At 63.7% G+C, this 16,907-nt stretch carries 14 protein-coding genes and 1 pseudogene; 4 read left to right on the top strand and 11 right to left on the bottom strand.

Translation table 11 applies throughout. From position 1 onward, the window contains the following. Window positions 1–116 precede the first annotated feature (116 nt). The 3 genes from M2320_RS07590 to M2320_RS07580 form a co-directional block, all read right to left on the bottom strand. The gene (locus tag M2320_RS07590; RefSeq protein WP_264596750.1) at window positions 117–683 is read right to left on the bottom strand and encodes an HdeD family acid-resistance protein; all 567 of its coding nucleotides are present in this window, start codon (window positions 681–683) and stop codon (window positions 117–119) included. Between the two features lie 48 nt (window positions 684–731). Beyond that, window positions 732–2,813 carry an alkyl/aryl-sulfatase gene (locus M2320_RS07585; protein WP_264596749.1) on the bottom strand — a complete coding sequence of 694 codons (2,082 nt, stop codon included), beginning with the start codon at window positions 2,811–2,813 and terminating at the stop codon, window positions 732–734. Window positions 2,814–2,913: 100 nt separating this feature from the next. Beyond that, window positions 2,914–3,963, bottom strand: a complete 1,050-nt coding sequence (locus M2320_RS07580) for a patatin-like phospholipase family protein (protein WP_264596748.1) — start codon at window positions 3,961–3,963, stop codon at window positions 2,914–2,916. A 280-nt stretch (window positions 3,964–4,243) separates the two neighbouring features. Between M2320_RS07580 and M2320_RS07575 the strand changes: the two genes are divergently transcribed. Together M2320_RS07575 and M2320_RS07570 are read left to right on the top strand one after the other, a co-directional pair. After that, window positions 4,244–5,719 (top strand): alpha/beta hydrolase, encoded by a 1,476-nt coding sequence (locus M2320_RS07575; protein ID WP_264596747.1) that lies wholly within the window; start codon window positions 4,244–4,246, stop codon window positions 5,717–5,719. Between the two features lie 81 nt (window positions 5,720–5,800). Continuing rightward, entirely contained in the window at window positions 5,801–6,844 is a 1,044-nt protein-coding gene (locus M2320_RS07570) for an AI-2E family transporter (RefSeq protein WP_264596746.1), read from the top strand. Window positions 6,845–6,986: 142 nt separating this feature from the next. On the opposite strand, the pseudogene M2320_RS07565 reads toward M2320_RS07570, so the two are convergent. Both M2320_RS07565 and M2320_RS07560 read right to left on the bottom strand, forming a co-directional pair. After that, window positions 6,987–7,268, bottom strand: a pseudogene (locus M2320_RS07565) (IS5/IS1182 family transposase); the annotation flags it as partial. A gap of 274 nt (window positions 7,269–7,542) precedes the next feature. Beyond that, window positions 7,543–9,003, bottom strand: coding sequence for a radical SAM protein (locus M2320_RS07560; protein ID WP_264596745.1), 1,461 nt, complete (start codon window positions 9,001–9,003; stop codon window positions 7,543–7,545). Between the two features lie 537 nt (window positions 9,004–9,540). On the opposite strand from M2320_RS07560, the gene M2320_RS23355 reads away from it, so the two are divergent. Beyond that, window positions 9,541–9,747, top strand: coding sequence for a S26 family signal peptidase (locus M2320_RS23355; RefSeq protein WP_264596744.1), 207 nt, complete (start codon window positions 9,541–9,543; stop codon window positions 9,745–9,747). 49 nt (window positions 9,748–9,796) lie between these two features. Here M2320_RS23355 and M2320_RS07550 read toward each other — a convergent pair whose 3' ends face one another. The 6 genes from M2320_RS07550 to M2320_RS07525 form a co-directional block, all read right to left on the bottom strand. Beyond that, on the bottom strand, window positions 9,797–10,729 hold the full coding sequence (locus M2320_RS07550; protein WP_264596743.1) for an efflux RND transporter periplasmic adaptor subunit: 933 nt from the start codon (window positions 10,727–10,729) through the stop codon (window positions 9,797–9,799). After that, entirely contained in the window at window positions 10,726–10,920 is a 195-nt protein-coding gene (locus M2320_RS07545; RefSeq protein WP_264596742.1) for a DUF1656 domain-containing protein, read from the bottom strand. The genes M2320_RS07550 and M2320_RS07545 overlap by 4 nt, the downstream gene beginning before the upstream one ends. Next, window positions 10,917–13,049 (bottom strand): FUSC family protein, encoded by a 2,133-nt coding sequence (locus M2320_RS07540; protein WP_264596741.1) that lies wholly within the window; start codon window positions 13,047–13,049, stop codon window positions 10,917–10,919. Before M2320_RS07540 ends, M2320_RS07545 begins: the two co-directional genes overlap by 4 nt. Continuing rightward, window positions 13,046–13,501 (bottom strand): MarR family winged helix-turn-helix transcriptional regulator, encoded by a 456-nt coding sequence (locus M2320_RS07535; RefSeq protein ID WP_264596740.1) that lies wholly within the window; start codon window positions 13,499–13,501, stop codon window positions 13,046–13,048. Before M2320_RS07535 ends, M2320_RS07540 begins: the two co-directional genes overlap by 4 nt. Before the next feature lie 146 nt (window positions 13,502–13,647). Further along, window positions 13,648–14,256, bottom strand: coding sequence for an FMN-dependent NADH-azoreductase (locus M2320_RS07530; RefSeq protein ID WP_264596739.1), 609 nt, complete (start codon window positions 14,254–14,256; stop codon window positions 13,648–13,650). Window positions 14,257–14,415: 159 nt separating this feature from the next. Further along, window positions 14,416–15,672, bottom strand: a complete 1,257-nt coding sequence (locus M2320_RS07525; RefSeq protein ID WP_264596738.1) for an anaerobic sulfatase maturase — start codon at window positions 15,670–15,672, stop codon at window positions 14,416–14,418. Window positions 15,673–15,763: 91 nt separating this feature from the next. Here M2320_RS07525 and M2320_RS07520 point away from each other — a divergent pair, with 91 nt between their 5' ends. Continuing rightward, window positions 15,764–16,849 (top strand): AraC family transcriptional regulator, encoded by a 1,086-nt coding sequence (locus tag M2320_RS07520; protein ID WP_264596737.1) that lies wholly within the window; start codon window positions 15,764–15,766, stop codon window positions 16,847–16,849. Window positions 16,850–16,907: the final 58 nt, after the last annotated feature.

Below are 16,907 nucleotides of genomic sequence, written 5' to 3'. Positions count from 1 at the left end.
GATGTCGAGCGCGGAGGCGGCGTCATGGGCGCCCGGATGGCGACGACCACGCGCGCCGCGTCAAAATACAGGCGCCGCTCGCCCGTCATGCCTTGAGCGGGCGAGCGGCGGGGAGGTCAGGCCTGCGGCTTCTTGAGGGAGACGCCAAGGCCGATCCAGCTCGCGCCGGCGAAGACAAGGTCGACGCCGAGGAAAATGCCCAGCGTGTAGACCGCCGAAACCGGCCATTTCGCCAGGATGATCACGCCGAGCAGCAGGGTGACGAGGCCGGAGACCGCCACCATGATCCAGGGCGACCCGTGCTTCATGCCGAAGGCCAGGACAATGCGGGTGATGCCGGACGCGACCAGCGCGGCGCCGAGGAACAGGGTGAGCCAGACGGCGGTGAGGGCCGGATTGTCCCAGGCCAGAATGCCGGCGGCGATGTAGAGAATGCCGAGCAGCAGCCAGAGGAAGAAACGCCCCCAGGTCTTGACCTGAAAGGCGTTGATCACCTCGAACACGCCGGCGACGACCATCATGATGCCGACCACGAGCACGCTCGCCGCGGTCGCCGCCACGACGCTGCCGAGCGCCACGAGACCCGAGATCAGATAGACCACGCCCAAGGCGATGATCCAGCCGCGCTTGGCGCGCAGCGGGGCGAGCGGCCCCGAGACGTCAGGAGTAAATATGTTTGTCATTGCGCTTTCCTTCCAAAAAATTCCAGGTTCAGGGCTTTCGATAAAGCGTCAGTCGCCAGCCGAATCCGGCGGCGCCATGTCGGGCAGCGTGAACGGGTCCGCCGGTTTCTCCGCGGGCGCGCTCGCGGCCTTGGCCGCCGTGCCCGGCATGATTTCAAAATTCGGCCTGAAAGCGACGATCAGGCCGCGGAGCTGGTCGAAGGGCTTGCGATCGCCCGAAAACGTCGCCTTATGGGCCTTGACGAGATCGTCGAAGGTCGCGGCGCCCATCATCACCTGATTGAGGTCGGCGCGGTTAACCGTCACGGTGAGGTCCGGCTTCTCCGCCTGCTCGCCCTTGATGTTGGTCAGCGTCGCATTGCTCATCTCGATGATGTATTTCTCGCCATTGTCGGGCGTGAACAGGTTGATGGTGAACCGGATGCCTTCGGCCTTTTTCGGGTCGATGCTGATGCCGATGAAGTCGAGCCAGTTTTCCGTCGACATGGCCCGGATCACGTCGGGCGCGCTCGAACGCACGGCCGGGCCGGTGGGCAGGCCGTTGCGCAGCTCATAGGCGCCCTGGAGATAGATGTTGCGCAGGGTCGGGCTCTCCATCTGGTAGCCCAATTGCTCGAAGGAGATCGCCAGCAGATCCTTCGCCGCCTGGTTGCTTGGCTGCGCGAACACCAGCTTGTTGAGGATTTCCATGGCCTCGCGATATTTGCCGGCGTCGTTGAGCTCCTTGCCCTTGGCCAGAATCTTGTCCGAGCCGCCCATCATCTCGACATAGAGCGGCGCGGAATCGCGCGGCGACAGCGGCGCGATATTGGTCGGGTTGCCGTCCCAATAGCCGAGGAAGCGGTTGATGACGCCGCGGCTGTTGTGCATTTCCGAGCCGTGATAGCTGTGCGCCGCCCATTGTTTCCAAAGGCTCGGCGGCAGCTTGTAGACGTTCTGGATCTCGTTGATGGTGACGCCCTGATTGGCGAAGTGCAGGGTCTGGTTGTTGAGGTTGGCGTAGGTGTCGCGCTGGGTGCGCATCACCTCCTGGATGCGCGCATTGCCCCAGCGCGGCCAGCTGTGGGAGGCGAACATCACGTCGGCGGACTGGCCGAACTTGTAGAGGGCGGTGTTGATCTGCTTGGACCAGTTGAGCGCGTTGCGCACCGGGGCGCCGCGCGGCGTGTAGATGTTGTGGATGGTGCCGGTGATGTTCTCGGCCGCCCAAAACCCCTTGAACTGCGGGAACCAGGTGTTCATTTCGACGGGGGCTTCGGTGTCCGGCGTGTTCTGGAACACCATCTGCACGCCGTCGACGGTGATGTCCTCAAAATCCTTCTTGATCAGGACATTGGGCGCGATCAGGCCGACATTGCCGTTGGCCACGTTCTTGCCGATCGACTGGTCGGCATGGCCGTTCGGATCGCGCGGCAGCAGCACGGCGTAGGAATATTGGGTGCGCCGCGACATGGCGTTGCCGCTAAAAACGTTTTCCTCGATCGCCGCCTGCATGAAGCCTTCAGGCGCGATCACCTTGACCTTGCCGCTGGCGGCGTCGGCCTCGTCAATGACGCCGCGCACGCCGCCGAAATGATCGACATGCGAATGCGAATAGACCACGCCGAGCACGGGGCGCTTGCCGAGTTTTTCGTTGACGAGTTCGAGCGCGGCGCGCGCGGTTTCTTTCGCCGTGAGCGGATCGAAGACGATCCAGCCCGTGTCCCCCTTGATGAAGGTGATGTTGGCGAGGTCGAAGCCGCGCACCTGATAGACTTTTTCGGGGACGACTTCGTAGAGGCCGTAAGCCATGTTGAGCACGGCCTGCCGCTGCAGCGAGGGATGGATGCTTTCAAAATCCTTGCCTTGCAGCAGCCATTGGTAGCTGCCCATGTCCCAGGCGACATTGCCGGCGTCCGCCATGATCTTTTTATAGGGCGGCTCGGCGATAAAACCTCTCTTGGCCTCCTCGAAATCGCGTTGGTCCTCGAAAGGCAGGGTGGCGTAAACGCCTTTGCGCAGCTCGATCGTGAAGGTCGAGGGCGGCGCGCCCTTGGGATCGAAATGTTTTTCGCCCGGGGACGTGGTCTGCGCCAGGCCCGCGGAGGGTAGGGCGGCCGCCAGCACAAATCCAAGAACCAATAATCTCATTTGCGTCTCCTGCAGCATGGGAGGCGGTCCGCCGCCTTCGTTTCGTTGAAAATATGCGCGCGTCACAACCAGCCCGGGGGCGCGACGAGATGTTTCATCGTCAGCACTCCTGCGCGAGAATATCGAGATCGGCGGATGACCTGTGGCCGAGGTCGTCGCCGTGATCCCGCAAGAATCCGTCGGCCGCCCGGCGGCCCTCATCCTTGAGCAGCTGCAAAAACGGTTTCTCCGCATTGAGCTTGGACGAGGCGCCGAACTCCGCGAGTCTGTCGGTGAGAATGCGATGCATGCGCATCTCCGCCCAGCGGCGGCCCTCGCCGGCGCCGGGATCGGCCGCCTGCCGCAGCAGCGCGATCATGCGCAGCTCCTTCATCAGCGGGGCGTTGAAGGAAATCTCGTTGAGCCGGTCAAGGATTTCGGCCGCGCTGCGCGGCGTGGTTCGACGCTCGCGCGGATTGATCTGCACCAGAATGACGTCGCGGGCCTCGCTCTCGCGCACCAGCGGCGTGATCGTCGGATTGCCGGCGTAGCCGCCGTCCCAATAGGGCTCGCCGTCGATCTCGATCGCCTGGAACAAAGTGGGGAGGCAGGCCGAGGCGAGCAGCACCTCCGGCGTGATCTCCCTGTTGCGGAACACGCGGCCGCGCCCGGTATGGACATTGGTCGCGGTGATGAACAGTTTTATGCTCGCCTCGGCGAGATGGGCGAAATCGATGCTGTCCTCGAGCATCGCGCGCAGCGGATTATGGCCGAACGGGTTGATGTTGTAGGGCGAGACCACCCGGCTCATCAGGTCCATCATCAGATAGCCGGGCGAGGCGTCGAGCGACCAGCGGTTCAGCATCCGGTCGAGCATCGAACGCTGGATCGGGCTGTAGCGCGCGGCGTCGGCGACGCGCGCCCAATAGGCGTCAAGCGCCGCGCGGGCGCCGGCCGCGCCGCCCTTCAAATAGCCGCTGACGAGAATGGCGGCGTTCATCGCCCCCGCCGAGGTCCCGGAGATCGCTTCGATCTTGATCCAGGGTTCTTCGAGCAGACGGTCGAGCACACCCCAGGTGAAAGCGCCGTGAGAGCCGCCGCCTTGAAGCGCCAGATCGACCAGAATTGTTTCGCGCGATCCCTGGGCGTCGGGACTCGGCTTGTTCGCCATGCGGGCTCCGTGTCAACAAACGAGGAACAGGCATTCTGATCGAAAACGATTTTTCGGACCCGGAGCCGGGCCCGGCCATAGTCTGACCGGTAGCTTTGACGTTCTACACCAATGCGACAATCCGTAAACCCCGCATTCCCGTCAGCCCTTCGTAGGGCGGTTGAGTTTGCCGGGGAACGCGGCTTATGCTGGGCGCGACATCGGGAACGCAGGAAGGAAGGCGCGTTGATGAAGCAAGCTCGCTCGAGGACAAACAGCGCCCCTGCCGGTGGAGCCTGACATGGAGACCAGGAAGACGCCAGGCCGGTTCATCCGGTTGTTGAAGCGCGCGGGTCTGCTGCTCGTCGTCGTCGCCTTCGTCTTGCTCGGCGTGCGCATTTACGACAGCCAGCGCGGTCCGCCGCTCGAACTCTGGCACACCTTTGCGCCGCATGAGCTCAAGGCCAAGGACCTCGACCGCGCGGATTGGGCGGCTTATCTCAAGGCGGAAGACGAAGCCTTTTCCGAGGTTCGGAAAAACGTCACGGACGAACTGCCCGCCGACGAACAGATCCCGATCAATCGCTATTTCAAGGACAGCCCCGTCTATCCCGGGCATTTCAAGCAGGATTGGAACCGCTCTTACACGCTGGAGCCACAGGGAACGCCCTTGGGCGCCGTGGTGCTCCTGCACGGCCTGACGGATTCGCCCTACAGCCTGCGCCATGTCGCCCGCGTCTATCGCGACCACGGCTATTTCGTCATCGCGATTCGGCTGCCGGCGCATGGCACGGTGCCTGGCGCCTTGACCGATGTCTCCTGGGAGGACTGGAGCGCGGCAACTCGGCTCGCGGTGCGCGAAGCCCGGCGACGCGTCGCCGCGCCTCTGCCGCTGCATATCGTCGGCTTTTCCAACGGCGGCGCGCTCGGGCTCAAATATGCGCTCGACGCCATCGAGGATTCAAAACTGGCGCGACCGGATCGGCTCGTTCTGATTTCGCCGATGATCGGCATCACCCAGTTTGCGCGCTTCGCCGGATGGGCGGCGCTACCGGCCGTGTTTCCGGCCTTCGCCAAGGCGGCCTGGCTTGGCGTCGTGCCCGAGTTCAATCCGTTCAAGTACAATTCGTTTCCGGTGAATGGCGCGCGCCAGTCGCATCTCGTCACCCAGGTGCTGCAGGAGCAGGTCGCGCGGCTCGCCGACGAAAAGCGGCTCGACGCGCTGGCGCCGGTTCTCACCTTCCAGTCGATCATGGATTTTACTGTGTCGACGCGCGCGATCATCACCAATTTTTACGCGCGCCTGCCGGCCAACGGCAGCGAACTCGTGCTGTTTGACCTGAACCGCACCGCGAAACTCGGCCAATTGCTGCGCATCGCGGCGAACACGACGGTGTCGCGGCTGCTGCCGCCGCCGCCGCCGCCGCGCGCGTTCCGGACGACGATCATCACCAACACATCGCCCGACAGCGGAGAGGTCGCCGAGCGCGTGACCGAGGCCGGCGCCGAGACGGAGCAGACCCGCGCGCTCGGGCTCGCCTATCCGCCCGGCGTGTTTTCGCTGTCGCATGTGGCGCTGCCGTTCCCGCTGACCGATTCGCTCTACGGATTGCAGCCGGATCAGAGCGAGGATTTCGGCCTCAACCTCGGCGCGATCGCGCCGCGCGGCGAGCGGGGAACGCTGATCGTCAGCCTGGACGCGCTGCTGCGCATGGCGTCGAACCCGTTCTTTCCCTACCTGATCGGCCGGATCGAAGAAGGTTTTCGCGTGCAGTGAGCGCGACCGTCGCGTGGTCGCGCCCGTGGAGAAGACATTTTCGCCCCCGCGGGCGTGACGCCAAAAATTTGGAGGAATGACGTGCCCACCACGCTCCTGCGCCTGGCCGCCGCGCTGATCGTCGCGACGATCGTCATCGGCGCCCTTTATTTCGCCTCGGCGGTTTTCGAGCCCGTCGCCTTTGCGTTTTTCTTCATCGCCATCAGCTGGCCCATGCAAAAGGCGCTGCAAACGCGCGCGCCAAAAACCGTGGCGCTGATCGCCACGGTGGTGGTCGGGCTGGTGATCGTCTTCACCTTGACCTCATTGGTCGCCTGGGGGGGAGGGCAGATCGCCCATTGGCTCACCCGGAATTTCGACCGTCTGCAAAGCGTCTACGCGGCCGGCGCGCAATGGCTGGAGCAACACGACATTTTCCTGTCGACGCTGATCTCGGAGCGGTTCAATGTCGTCTGGGTGCTGCGCCTGTCGCAACAGGTCGCCTTGCGGCTGAACAGCCTGGTCGGCTTCTCGCTGCTTGTCTTCGTCTTCCTGGCTTTGGGGCTGCTCGAAGCCGAGGCTTTCGCCAAAAACCTTCGCACCGTGGGCGGTGAGGTGACGGGAAGCAGGCTGATCGCCGCCGGCGCCGAGATCGGCGGCAAGCTCAGGCGCTACATGCTGGTGCGCGCCGGGGCGAGCCTGCTCACCGGCCTCACGGTCTGGGGCTTTTCGCTTTTGATCGGGCTGGAGCTGGCGGCCGCCTGGGGCGTGATCGCCTTCGCCCTGAATTTCATTCCCTTTGTCGGTCCGCTGATCGCCACCACGCTGCCGGCGCTGTTCGCCCTGGCGCAAACCGGCTCCTGGGAGCTGGCGCTGATCGTTCTCGCGACCCTGTCGATCCTGCAATTTCTCATCGGCAGCTATCTGGAGCCGCTGCTGGCGGGCAAGAATCTGACGATTTCGCCCTTCCTGGTTCTGTTTTCGGTGTTTTTCTGGGGTTTTGTTTGGGGGCTTCCGGGCACGTTCATCGGCGTGCCCATCGCCATCGCCTGCCTGACGCTGTGCGAACATTTCCCGGAAAGCCGCGCGGTCGCGGTGCTGCTGTCAGGCAAGGCGCCGAAAGAAAAGACGGAAGGGGAAGGCTGAGAGGGCGGTGGCGCCGTGCATAGGCACGGCGCAAAACTTTGGCGCCTGACCGGGGTATATTGCGCAACGCCGCTCTCCGGCATACCAGAAAATATACCAACAATTTTCTTTACTGGGGTGTCGGCACATGGCGCTTTGGATGCGCCACCCCTTTGAACTCCTTGAGCTTGCAGAAGAAGTTTTCGATGAGGTGACGCCACTTGTACATCTCCTCGTCGATCGGGAGTGGCTGTGCGTGGCGCGGATGCTGGGAAATCACGGCCTTTGCTCCGCGTTTGTCGAGGTCGGCGATGATCGCGTTGCTGTCGAACGCCTTGTCGGCAAGCAGCGCGTCGAAAGCCACTCCCTTGAGAAGCGGCGGAACGCCCACCGTGTCGAAGCGATGGCCCGGCAGGAGTTCAAAGCGAACGAGGTTGCCCAGCGAGCGTCGATGCCTTCTTGGGGATGCGCCGCCGGGTCAGAATGCGCCCGGCCTCTCTGGCCTCAAGGTAGCTGTCGCACAGCTCCGCCACGGTGTTGGCTTGACGGCCTTGCAGCTTTTCTTCGGCGGGGTCAGCGCCCTTATACTTTGAGCAGACCAGATACGGACGCCCGCCCTCGCCTATGGACAGAAGCCAAGGCGAGGCTTTCGTGGCCGCCCTTCAACAAGGCACGTAACGTTTACTGCGAAATTCAAAAATATCAGCGACGCTTCAACGTCATTTGAAGAACTTTTTGCGAAACTTCCCAACGCTAAAAAGATCAACAATCGGGTCGTCGAAAATTTCGTCGTTCAACAATTCGAGTAGCGCTTGGTGGTTAGGGTGCGTTAAAGAAAATATATTATGTTCCTCGAACTCAATTTCAGAATAGGTCCCCCAATTTGTAATAGCCTGAAACAAGACCTTATCCGCCCCTAAAGACTTGGCGAGATGAACAAAATCAATCATTTCCCTGAAGTTTCTGTTCTGAACAACAAACAAGAGCTCGATGGTGTCGATGGCGCCACGAATCTTAAGTTGCGACAAAAACCGAATATTATCCAGCACACGGCGCCATTGCCCACCCCGGCGCGTATATGAGTAGGTTTCTTCCTCGGCTGCATCGAGGGAAACCATGACGGTTTTGACGAACGTGCTGAGGCCAAGGGCGCTCCATGAGCGCTGATCGCAAAGTACGCCGTTTGTATGAAGCACTATGTTCCGATGCGCCCCCACGTGACTGCAGTATGCCTTCAAAAGACTTCTGAAATGCCACGATGCGAACGGGTCACCACTACCACATATTTTGACGGACTCAGCATTTAACATGAGAGGCAAAAGAAAATCGGGAATCGAAATAAAGTTGTCTCTCTGTGACTTCGGCACGATCACCACATGGCCTCGGCAAGACGGACAACTGAGATTGCAACTCTGATCATGGCTAAAGGTAACGTATTTTGGATACACTGTGGCTTCTAATGAAGCGAGATTGATACTTTCACGGGATGGGAGATCACGTTCTGTGATGCGAACACAGTGCACCCTGCTGCAATATCGGTATGAACCGTCGACAATTGATTTTCGGACAAGTTGCACAGATTTGGAGTTCAAGGCCTCTTCTATGCTCTTATCCTTAAATCCGCCTATGCTGACCGGAAGCCACAGCGGACAGCAAATCGCCATTTGTGAGTTGGAAATCGTCTCCACGGTGTCAAATGGGGCTGAGCAGAACTTGGTCTTCAACCATTGTTCCGTTTCATCCACGATTTCTGGCGTTCCCCTAGCGTGAGCTCTAACTGCGGTCAAAACGCGTTGAACCCAAAGGTCATAGATGCTGTGCGCGAATGCAAGTTCGGCGAAGCTCAACGCTTCGGTTGCGCGGCCTGCTCTTAAAAGGGCGTCTGCCGCAGCGGCCAGCATAGAGCCCGCGAAGTCGTCATGATGGGGTTCAAAACGGTTATTTTGCAACAAATTCAATAGAAGGTTCGTCCATGAAAGATCATCGTCCTTCTTTCCGGCACGCCTGCTGATAAGGTCTCGCGCGAACTCAGAGTCATTGATATCTCTGAGCCAAACTTCACGGTCGGGGTGAACCGCAGCTGAAGCCAGATAATCAGCATGGATGCGCTTCAAGGTATCGAGGTCGAATGCAGGCGCCGGATGGTATTTTCGCAGCAATCGTGTTGCAAAATCAAACATCAACAATCCTCACCGTCTCGCCTTTAATTTATCGGTCAGACCGATGTCCAGTTGGAGGACGTGCGCGCGCTCTGCAGCCAAGCCATCGTCGGACGGTCGGAACCTGGCGGCGGGCAGCAGTTAAGAGTAAGGATCAACCCCGCGCAAAGCAAATTGCCCATGCGTCAAGCGCCGCGAGGCTCTACTCGGTCGAAGCGAGCGGGAAGCCGAGAGCAGGCGCCGCTTGTTTGGACAGCCCCCGCGGAAATAAGGTGGATTCTTGACGGGTGTGCTGAACGCGGGATTTGAGCCATTTTGGCGCGGCGTCGAGAGGGCGTAGCACAATGAGAGCTGCGGCAAAGTCGCTCGCGGAGATCATGCATGACGTTGCCGCTTGGGGCTTAAATAGATCATCTGACGCGATCCCGGTCGTTGGAAATCAGCGATGAACTGCGGGGGGAGCGCCTGCGCCGCTTCGAGGCCGGACCGCGCGGAGACCGCCGAAGGCGATCATATCCTGTTCGCCGAACAGGCCGGCGGTCATCGCTGACGGGCGCAATGCCGCCGCGGGACAGCGCAGCCGATGCGGAATTCATTGTGCCGCCTGCGCGGATTTTCGTGCTGGGCGATAACCGCAACAACAGTGTCGGCTCGCGCAAATTCGGGTTCGTTCCGCTCGCGGACCTGATCGGCAAGGCGCGGCAGATCTGGTTCTCCTGGAGCAATGGTCCGCGCTGGGCGCGAATCGGCGCGGAAATCGAATGAGCGGCGCTTGAACGCCGCCGCTCTGCTCCTGGCAGACCGGACGCGGAGTTCAAAAAATCCGCGTCCAGAATCGGATCGCGAACGCCAGATCGTCCCGGAAGGTGGACGGCTTGCCCACCGCGACCGTCGCCGTCATGCCCGCGGCGAGCGTGACCTCGGGCGGCGCGCGGTCGATGGTCATGCGCACCGGAATGCGCTGGGCCAGCCGCACCCAGGTGAACACCGGGTTCACATTCGACAGTTCCGCCATGGAGCCCGCCGCGTTCTGGTCGGCGATGCCCCGGCTGATGCTGTCGACGCGGCCGGTCAGGGGAATGTCGGGATAGCCCATCAGCGTGAAGCGCGCGCTGTCGCCGGGATGGACGCCGGCGAGCTGGGTCTCCTCGAAATAGCCCGCCACCCAGAAGGAATCGCTGTCCACGACCGCGAGCGCCGGCTGGCCGGAGGTAACATAATCGCCCTCGCGCAGCCGGAGATTGACGATATAGCCGTTGACGGGCGCGCGCACGGTCGTGCGCTCCAGGTCGAGCCGCGCCCGTTCGAGTTTTGCGCGCGCCGCCAGCGTCGCCGCCGCCGCGACATTGGCGGCGCTTTCATAGGTTTGGCGATCCTCGCGCGAGACCGCCAGTTCGGTAAGCCGCGCGCGGTTTTCGGCCTTGATGCGGGCGATGTGCAGCGAATGGTCTTGGCCGTCGAGCTCCGCCTGCGCCTGATCGAGCGCGATTTTGTAATTGCTGGGATCGATCACGAACAGCACGTCGCCCTTGTGAACCTTTTGATTGTCCTTGACCTTCAACTCGATCAACCGTCCGCTGACCTCGGGCGAAATGGTGACGGTCTCGACGCGCACCCGGCCGTCGCGGGTCCAGGGCGAGATCATGTAATGGCGCCACAGCGCGGTGGCGGCGAGGACGGCGGCGATCAGCGCGCCGGCGGTCAGGCCGAAGCGAAGGGCGGAGCGGAGGCGAACAAACGGCTTCATGTCAGATACACGGTTGCGGAGAGGACGAGGACGAACAGGCAAAGCTCGAACAGCGCGGGGTGCCAGACGCGCCGCGACAGGCGCGCGCGCGCCAGCAGGCCGCGGAGGATGAAAAACACCAGCGCCGCGCGTAAAAGATCGCCGACGAAGGGCGCGAGATAGACGCCAAACAGGTTGAGCTCGTGCGTCATGCTCGCCCCTGCTGGAACTGGGCCGCCTGCTGGAAGAAGCGCGCGCCGCGCGCGTGAAGCGAGCCGATGGAGGTGAGGGCGGCTTCGATCCGGAGAATGCGGGCCGCCTCGTCCGGACGCGCGGCGCGTCGGTCTTCGAGCCAATCGCGCGTCCGGGCGAAGGTTTTAAGCGCCTCGCCGCGCGAACGTCCCTCCGCGATCGGGATGAGGCTCGCCTCGGTCGCGGCCGCCAGTTCGGCGTCGCCCTGCGTCAGCGCGCGCAGCCGAAACACTTCGCGGCCCAGGCGCAGGGCGTCGAAGGCCGCGCCCATGGACCAGCGCGGGTCGATGTTGGCGGCGCGCAGGCGCGCGCTCAACAGGCGCATGCGGTCGTGCATGCGGCTGTCCCATTGGCGCGCGTCGATCGAAGCGCCTGACCGCAGCACGGCGATCACGTCGCGCTGGACGCCCCGCATCAGATGCCGCTTCAGGCGGCGCGCATCCACCGGCAGGACGATCTGAAAGATCAGCGCCGTGATGACGCAGCCCGCGGTCGTCGCCAAAGCATTGTTGAGAAAGGCGCTGGGATCGAAGACCATGGGATTGGAGGGCGCGAGCAAGGTGACCAGGAAGATGGCGAGGCCCAGCGCGAAGAACGCGACGGACGGCATGGTCACCGCCGCGGCGCAAAAGGCCAGAGGCGGCGCGAGCCACATCGCGAGCAAGGCGAAGCTGTTGATCTGCGGCAGCACCCAGAGCAGATAGAACAGCCCGAGCAGGGCCGCCGCCACCGTGCCCCAGGCGAATTGCAGCACATCCGCCGACGGGCGTTCGCGCAAAGCGTTCAGGCCGATGGTCGGAATGATGGCCAACATCATCGACGCCCCCAGCGGCCAGGCGAGCCCGAGCCAGAGGCCGCCGGCGACCAGGACGGCGATGGCGGCGCGCGCCGCATTCAGCCCGGCCCAGGCCCAGTCGAGATGGATCGCAATGCGCGCGGGCGGCGCCTCGCCGTCCGCAGCGTCCGGCTTGGTCAAGCCCGCCAGACTTCTGGCGAGCTCATCGAGAAAATCGCCCAGCCGGTCGGCGAGGATCAGCATGTCTTCGCTCAGGTTCGGCGCGTCGCCGGCATCGCCGGAGAAGAAGGCGTCGAGCTCATCGGCGAGGCGGCGCACGGCGACCGCGACTTTTTCCAGCTCCGCCGCGTCGCGCCGCTCCAGCGCGGCTTCGGCCCGCGCCAGCAGCGCCTCCACTTCGCGCAGCCAATCCGCGACCGGCGAGACCAGGGCGATGGGATGCGCCAGCGCATCGCTCAGGCCGCGCGCCGCGCTCAGCACGCCATGCATGGCGGCGGAGGCCGCGCGCAAGGAGGCGCCCCTGGCCGCGACCTCAGGCGTCTCCACCACGGCGAAGCGGATGGCGTCGTCGAGACCGCCGAGCCGGACGCTGAACGCATGCAAGCGCGTCGACAGCGATCCACCCTGGAGCGCGGCGCGGCCCACGCCGACCAGATCCGCCAGCAACGCCCGCAACAAAGCGTCGAGCCGTCGTTGCGCGGTGTGGCCGGTCAACAGCGCGCCGACCAGCGCGGAGGTGACGACGCCGATGGTGACGGCGCCCACACGCGCCATGGTGACCGAGAAAATGCTTTCAGGCGTCTCCACGGCCGGCAAGGAGATCAAGGCGACGGTATAGCCGGCGAGCACGGCGCCATAGGAGCGATGGCCGCGCAGCAGCGTCGAGGCGGCGGTGCACAGCGCCATCCAGACCGCCAGGCCAAGGAGGAAAAGCTCCGGCGTCTGCGCAAACAGCGCCATCAGCGCCAGGGCCGCCACGCCGCCCAGCAATGTGCCGCCGAGTCGGTACAGGCTCTTTTCCAGGATCATGCCCTGCACCGGATTGGAGACCAGCATGACCGTGGTCAGCGCGGAAAAGGGCATCTCGACCTGGAACACGAAAGCGAGCCACAGGGCGGTCAGGCCCGCAATCGTGGTGCGCGCCGCATGGAGTGCAGTGGCGGGCTTCATCAGATGGAGGAAGAGCGCGCGCAAGCGCGCCGCCGGCGCCGCGACGATTTGCGCGGCGGCGATGCGGAGCACGGGCGCGGCGGACGCGCCGCGCGGCGCCATCGGAGCGGCGGCGACGGTCATGCGCGGTCCCGACCGTGGGCGAAATCGTGCAGCCGCTGCGCATTGCCGAACACCTGGCCGAACACCCGCATGCAGGCGGACAGATCCGCCTCCCCGACGCCCTCGAGCAGGTCCCGCCGCACCCGCTTCGCGACGCCGGCGGTCAGATCGTAGATTTCCCGCCCCGAGGGCGTCAGATGCAGGGTCTTGCCGCGCCGGTCATTGGGATCGTTCCGGCGCGTGACAAAACCTTGCTGCTCCAGGCGATCGACGAGCTGGCTCAGGGACGGACGCTCCATTTCGAGCATTTCCGCCAGATCCTTGGGGCGCACGCCGTCCCCGAGTTCGCCGAGATAGAACAGGGGACGGCAGGTCGACGAGGTCAGCCCGAAGCGGGACATTTCCGCGTCCATGAGGACGCGCCAGCGTCGCGTCAAAGCGATGGCGCTGTTGACGAATTGCTCCGGCGACATTTTGGAAAGCCTTTAATTAGGAGACATATGATTAGGCTCCTAATTATGTAGAGCGAGGCTCCTTGTCAAGACTGGAGCGTAAAAGCATGGGGCCGGCGCTGCGGCCGGCCCCATGGTCACCCGATGTGGCGGAAAACTTGAGAAAATTAGGCTGCGTTGCGGGCGATCTCCGCCTTGGCGGCGTCGATCGCGCTGGCGCGTTGCTCGGCCCCCAGCGCGACCCCTTCCGCCCGAACGAAGGTCACATCGTCAATGCCGAAAAAGCCGAACACGCCGCGCAGATAATTCTCCTGGTGATCGAGGAAGGCGACGGGCGTTCCCGGCCCGTAAAAGCCGCCGCGCGAGGAGGCGACGATCACCTTCTTGCCGCCGGCGAGGCCGACCGGACCGTTCTCCGTGTAGCGGAACGTCTTGCCCGCCACCGCGAGCCGGTCGATCCAGGCTTTGAGCTGGCTGGGAACCGAAAAATTGTACATGGGCGCGCCGACGACCACTATGTCGGCGGCGAGGAACTCTTCCAGCGCCGCCTGTCCGGCGGCGACATCCTGCTGCAGCCAGCTGCCCTCGACAGGCGCGGCTTGCGCGGCGGCCAGATGTGCGCCGGAGAGATGGCCGACCGGCTCCGCCGCGAGATCGCGATAGATCACGGTCAGGTCGGGATGGCGGCGCTTTTCGGCGGCGACGATTTCCGCCGAGAGCTGGCGGCTGACGGAGCCGGGTCCGAGAATGCTGGAATCGACGTGCAAGAGCTTCATTGCGGGACCTTTCTGTGACTTTCGCCGGGGATCATCGCCTCGACGAATGCGATGCCCGCAAAGTGCCAGCATCGGCCCGCTCGAAACAGCCGAATAAATTCGCACATTTTGTTCGAAATATTAGAAAAGCCTGGGAGGCGAACCGCGGGGTCTCGAACCCTACGCGTCCGCTGCGGACCCGGACGTTTGCGCAGCGCGGATCGCCGCAACCGCGCCCATCACGGCGGCCGGCGACTGTCGCCGGCCGAGCCGCTCGGCCATGAACCGCATATAGGGCGCCATATGCGCGAACATCGCCTCATAGCCGGCGCACAAATGGTTGTGCCAATGCGTCCCGGCGCGATGGATGCGATGCTTGGGGCAGCCGCCGCGACAGACGAAACGCCAGTCGCATTTCATGCATTTGGCGGAAAGGTCCGCCTTGGCCATGCCAAAGTCGCGCTGCTTCGCGCCCGAGACCATGGCCGCCAGATCGTCCCTGCGGACATTGCCCAGGCGATGCTGCGGATAGACATAGTGATCGCAGGAATAGACGTCGCCGTTCATCTCGATGACCAGCGACTGCCCGCAGGTCGGACGCATCACGCAAAGGCTGGGCGTCTCGCCGGCGAAGGCGGCGAGCGTGTTCTCGAACAATTGCACGAAGACGCGCCCGACATCGCGCTGAACCCATTCGTCGAACACGGCGATGGTGAAGCGGCCATAGGCCTCGCCCGTCACCGACCAGTCCGTCAGCGCGGCGTCCGCCGCTTCGACCTGGGGATGGAGCAGCTCGCCGGCGGCGAGACCGGCCGGCCGGCGCTCGACAGCCGGTATGAACTGCACGTGCTGCGCGCCAAGCTCCCGGGTCAGATGCCGATAGACCTCGACCGGATGTTCGGCGGTGACGGAATTGACGACGGCCAGAATATTGTGCTCGACGCCATGTTTCTTGAACAGCGCGATGGCGCGCGCGACCTCGTCGTAAACCCCCTTGCCATTGCGCGCCCGGCGATAGCAATCATGGATCTCCGGCGGCCCGTCGACGGAAATGCCGACGACAAAAGCGTTGGCCGCGAGGAAGCGCGCCCAGCGCTCGTCGATCAGCAGCCCGTTGGTCTGCATCGAATTTCGGATGGTTTTGCCGCGGGCGTGGCGGGCCTGGCACGCCAGCGCCTTTTCGAAAAAATCCAGGCCCGCCAGCGTGGGCTCGCCGCCCTGCCAGGCGAATTCCACCTCATCCACGGGATTGGCTTCGATATAGGCGCGCACATAGGCGTCGAGCGTCGCGTCGTCCATATGGAGCTGCGGACTCTGCGGCTTCAGCGCGCCCGCCTCTTTTTCCAGATAGAAGCAGTAATCGCAGGCGATGTTGCAGCGAAAGCCGGTGGGCTTGGCCATCAGATGAAACGGACGCTTGGCTGGTCTCTTTGACATCTCAACACTTTCCTCGATCCGCCGGCACAGCGCGGATCAGCGGGAGGGCCTCAACAACACGTGACTTGTCTTGTCCGTTTGGCGCCGTGCTATGCTCGCGACCAAGATCATCCGAGAGGGAGAGGGTTCGATCGTTCATTACGCGCCTGCGCGCCTGAACCTGCTGCACATGCTTCCGGAATTTCTGGAAAGTCACGGCGTATCCCCGGACGCCATTTTCAAGAGCGTGGGCGTCGGCAGCCTGAGCGACGTGGCCCAAGGCGCGGTGGTGTCGCAGAGCCAGGTGTTCGCCGCCCTCCAGGCTTCGTCGCGCTCCGTCGGCCTGCCGCAACTCGGATTGCATCTGGGCGAAAAGGCCGACCCGATCAAGCTCGGCGCGCCCGGATGCGCGCTGGTCGGGGGACGCACCCTGCTCGACGGATTGCGCGCGCACGCCCGGCTGATGCCGCGGATCCAGGCGGATTCCGATGTGTCCCTGGAGATTGTCGACGGCGTCGCCGTTTGGACCCAAGCCATGAGACTGCCCTGGGGCGAGGGGCTTTATCTGCTCTATGAGGGCGCGTCGGCCTTCATGTGCCGCACCATACGCTCGCTGGTCGGCGAGGACTGGCGGCCGCAGCGCCTGAGTTTTCCGCACCCCTGCTACGGCAGGGCGTCGGTCTATGAGGAATTCTTCGGCGCGCCCGTGGTGTTCGGCACGGGGCAGCGCGCCGAAATCCGCTTCGACGCCGAGGCGCTGGCGCGCCCGGTGGCGCAACCGTCGGGCGCGGGCCTTTTCGGCCTGGACGAGGACGGCCTCTCCGGCGCGCGCCCGTCCGACGCGCGCCCGTCCGACGCGCGCCCGTCCGACGCGCGCGTGCTCGCGGCTGTCGAGACCATGGTGGAGAGCCATGTCGGACATGGCGGCATCGGCCTGCCCGAAGTGGCGCAGACCCTGGGCATGCCGGTGCGCTCCCTGCAGCGCCGGCTGAAGACGCAGGGCGCGACCTTTGAGGACGTGCTCGACCGGCATCGCCGCGCCCATGCCGAAGACATGGTGCGCGCGGGCCAGTCGAACCTCACCACGATCGCCATGGCGCTCGGCTATTCCGATTCCTCCCATTTCGTCCGCGCCTTCAGGCGGTGGACGGGGCGAACCCCGTCCACATTCGCGCGGGAAGCGCAGGGACGCCCTTAAAGCGCGCTGCTCTAACAGGCTGCTGAAAAATCCCGTTCCGATGGCCATGGTTCGAGAC

The sequence above is a fragment of the Rhodoblastus acidophilus genome, assembly GCF_025961575.1.
Taxonomy (GTDB): domain Bacteria; phylum Pseudomonadota; class Alphaproteobacteria; order Rhizobiales; family Beijerinckiaceae; genus Rhodoblastus; species Rhodoblastus acidophilus_C.
The sequence above is the reverse complement of the archived record's forward strand: the minus strand, read 5'-3'. Positions and strand labels throughout refer to the sequence as shown.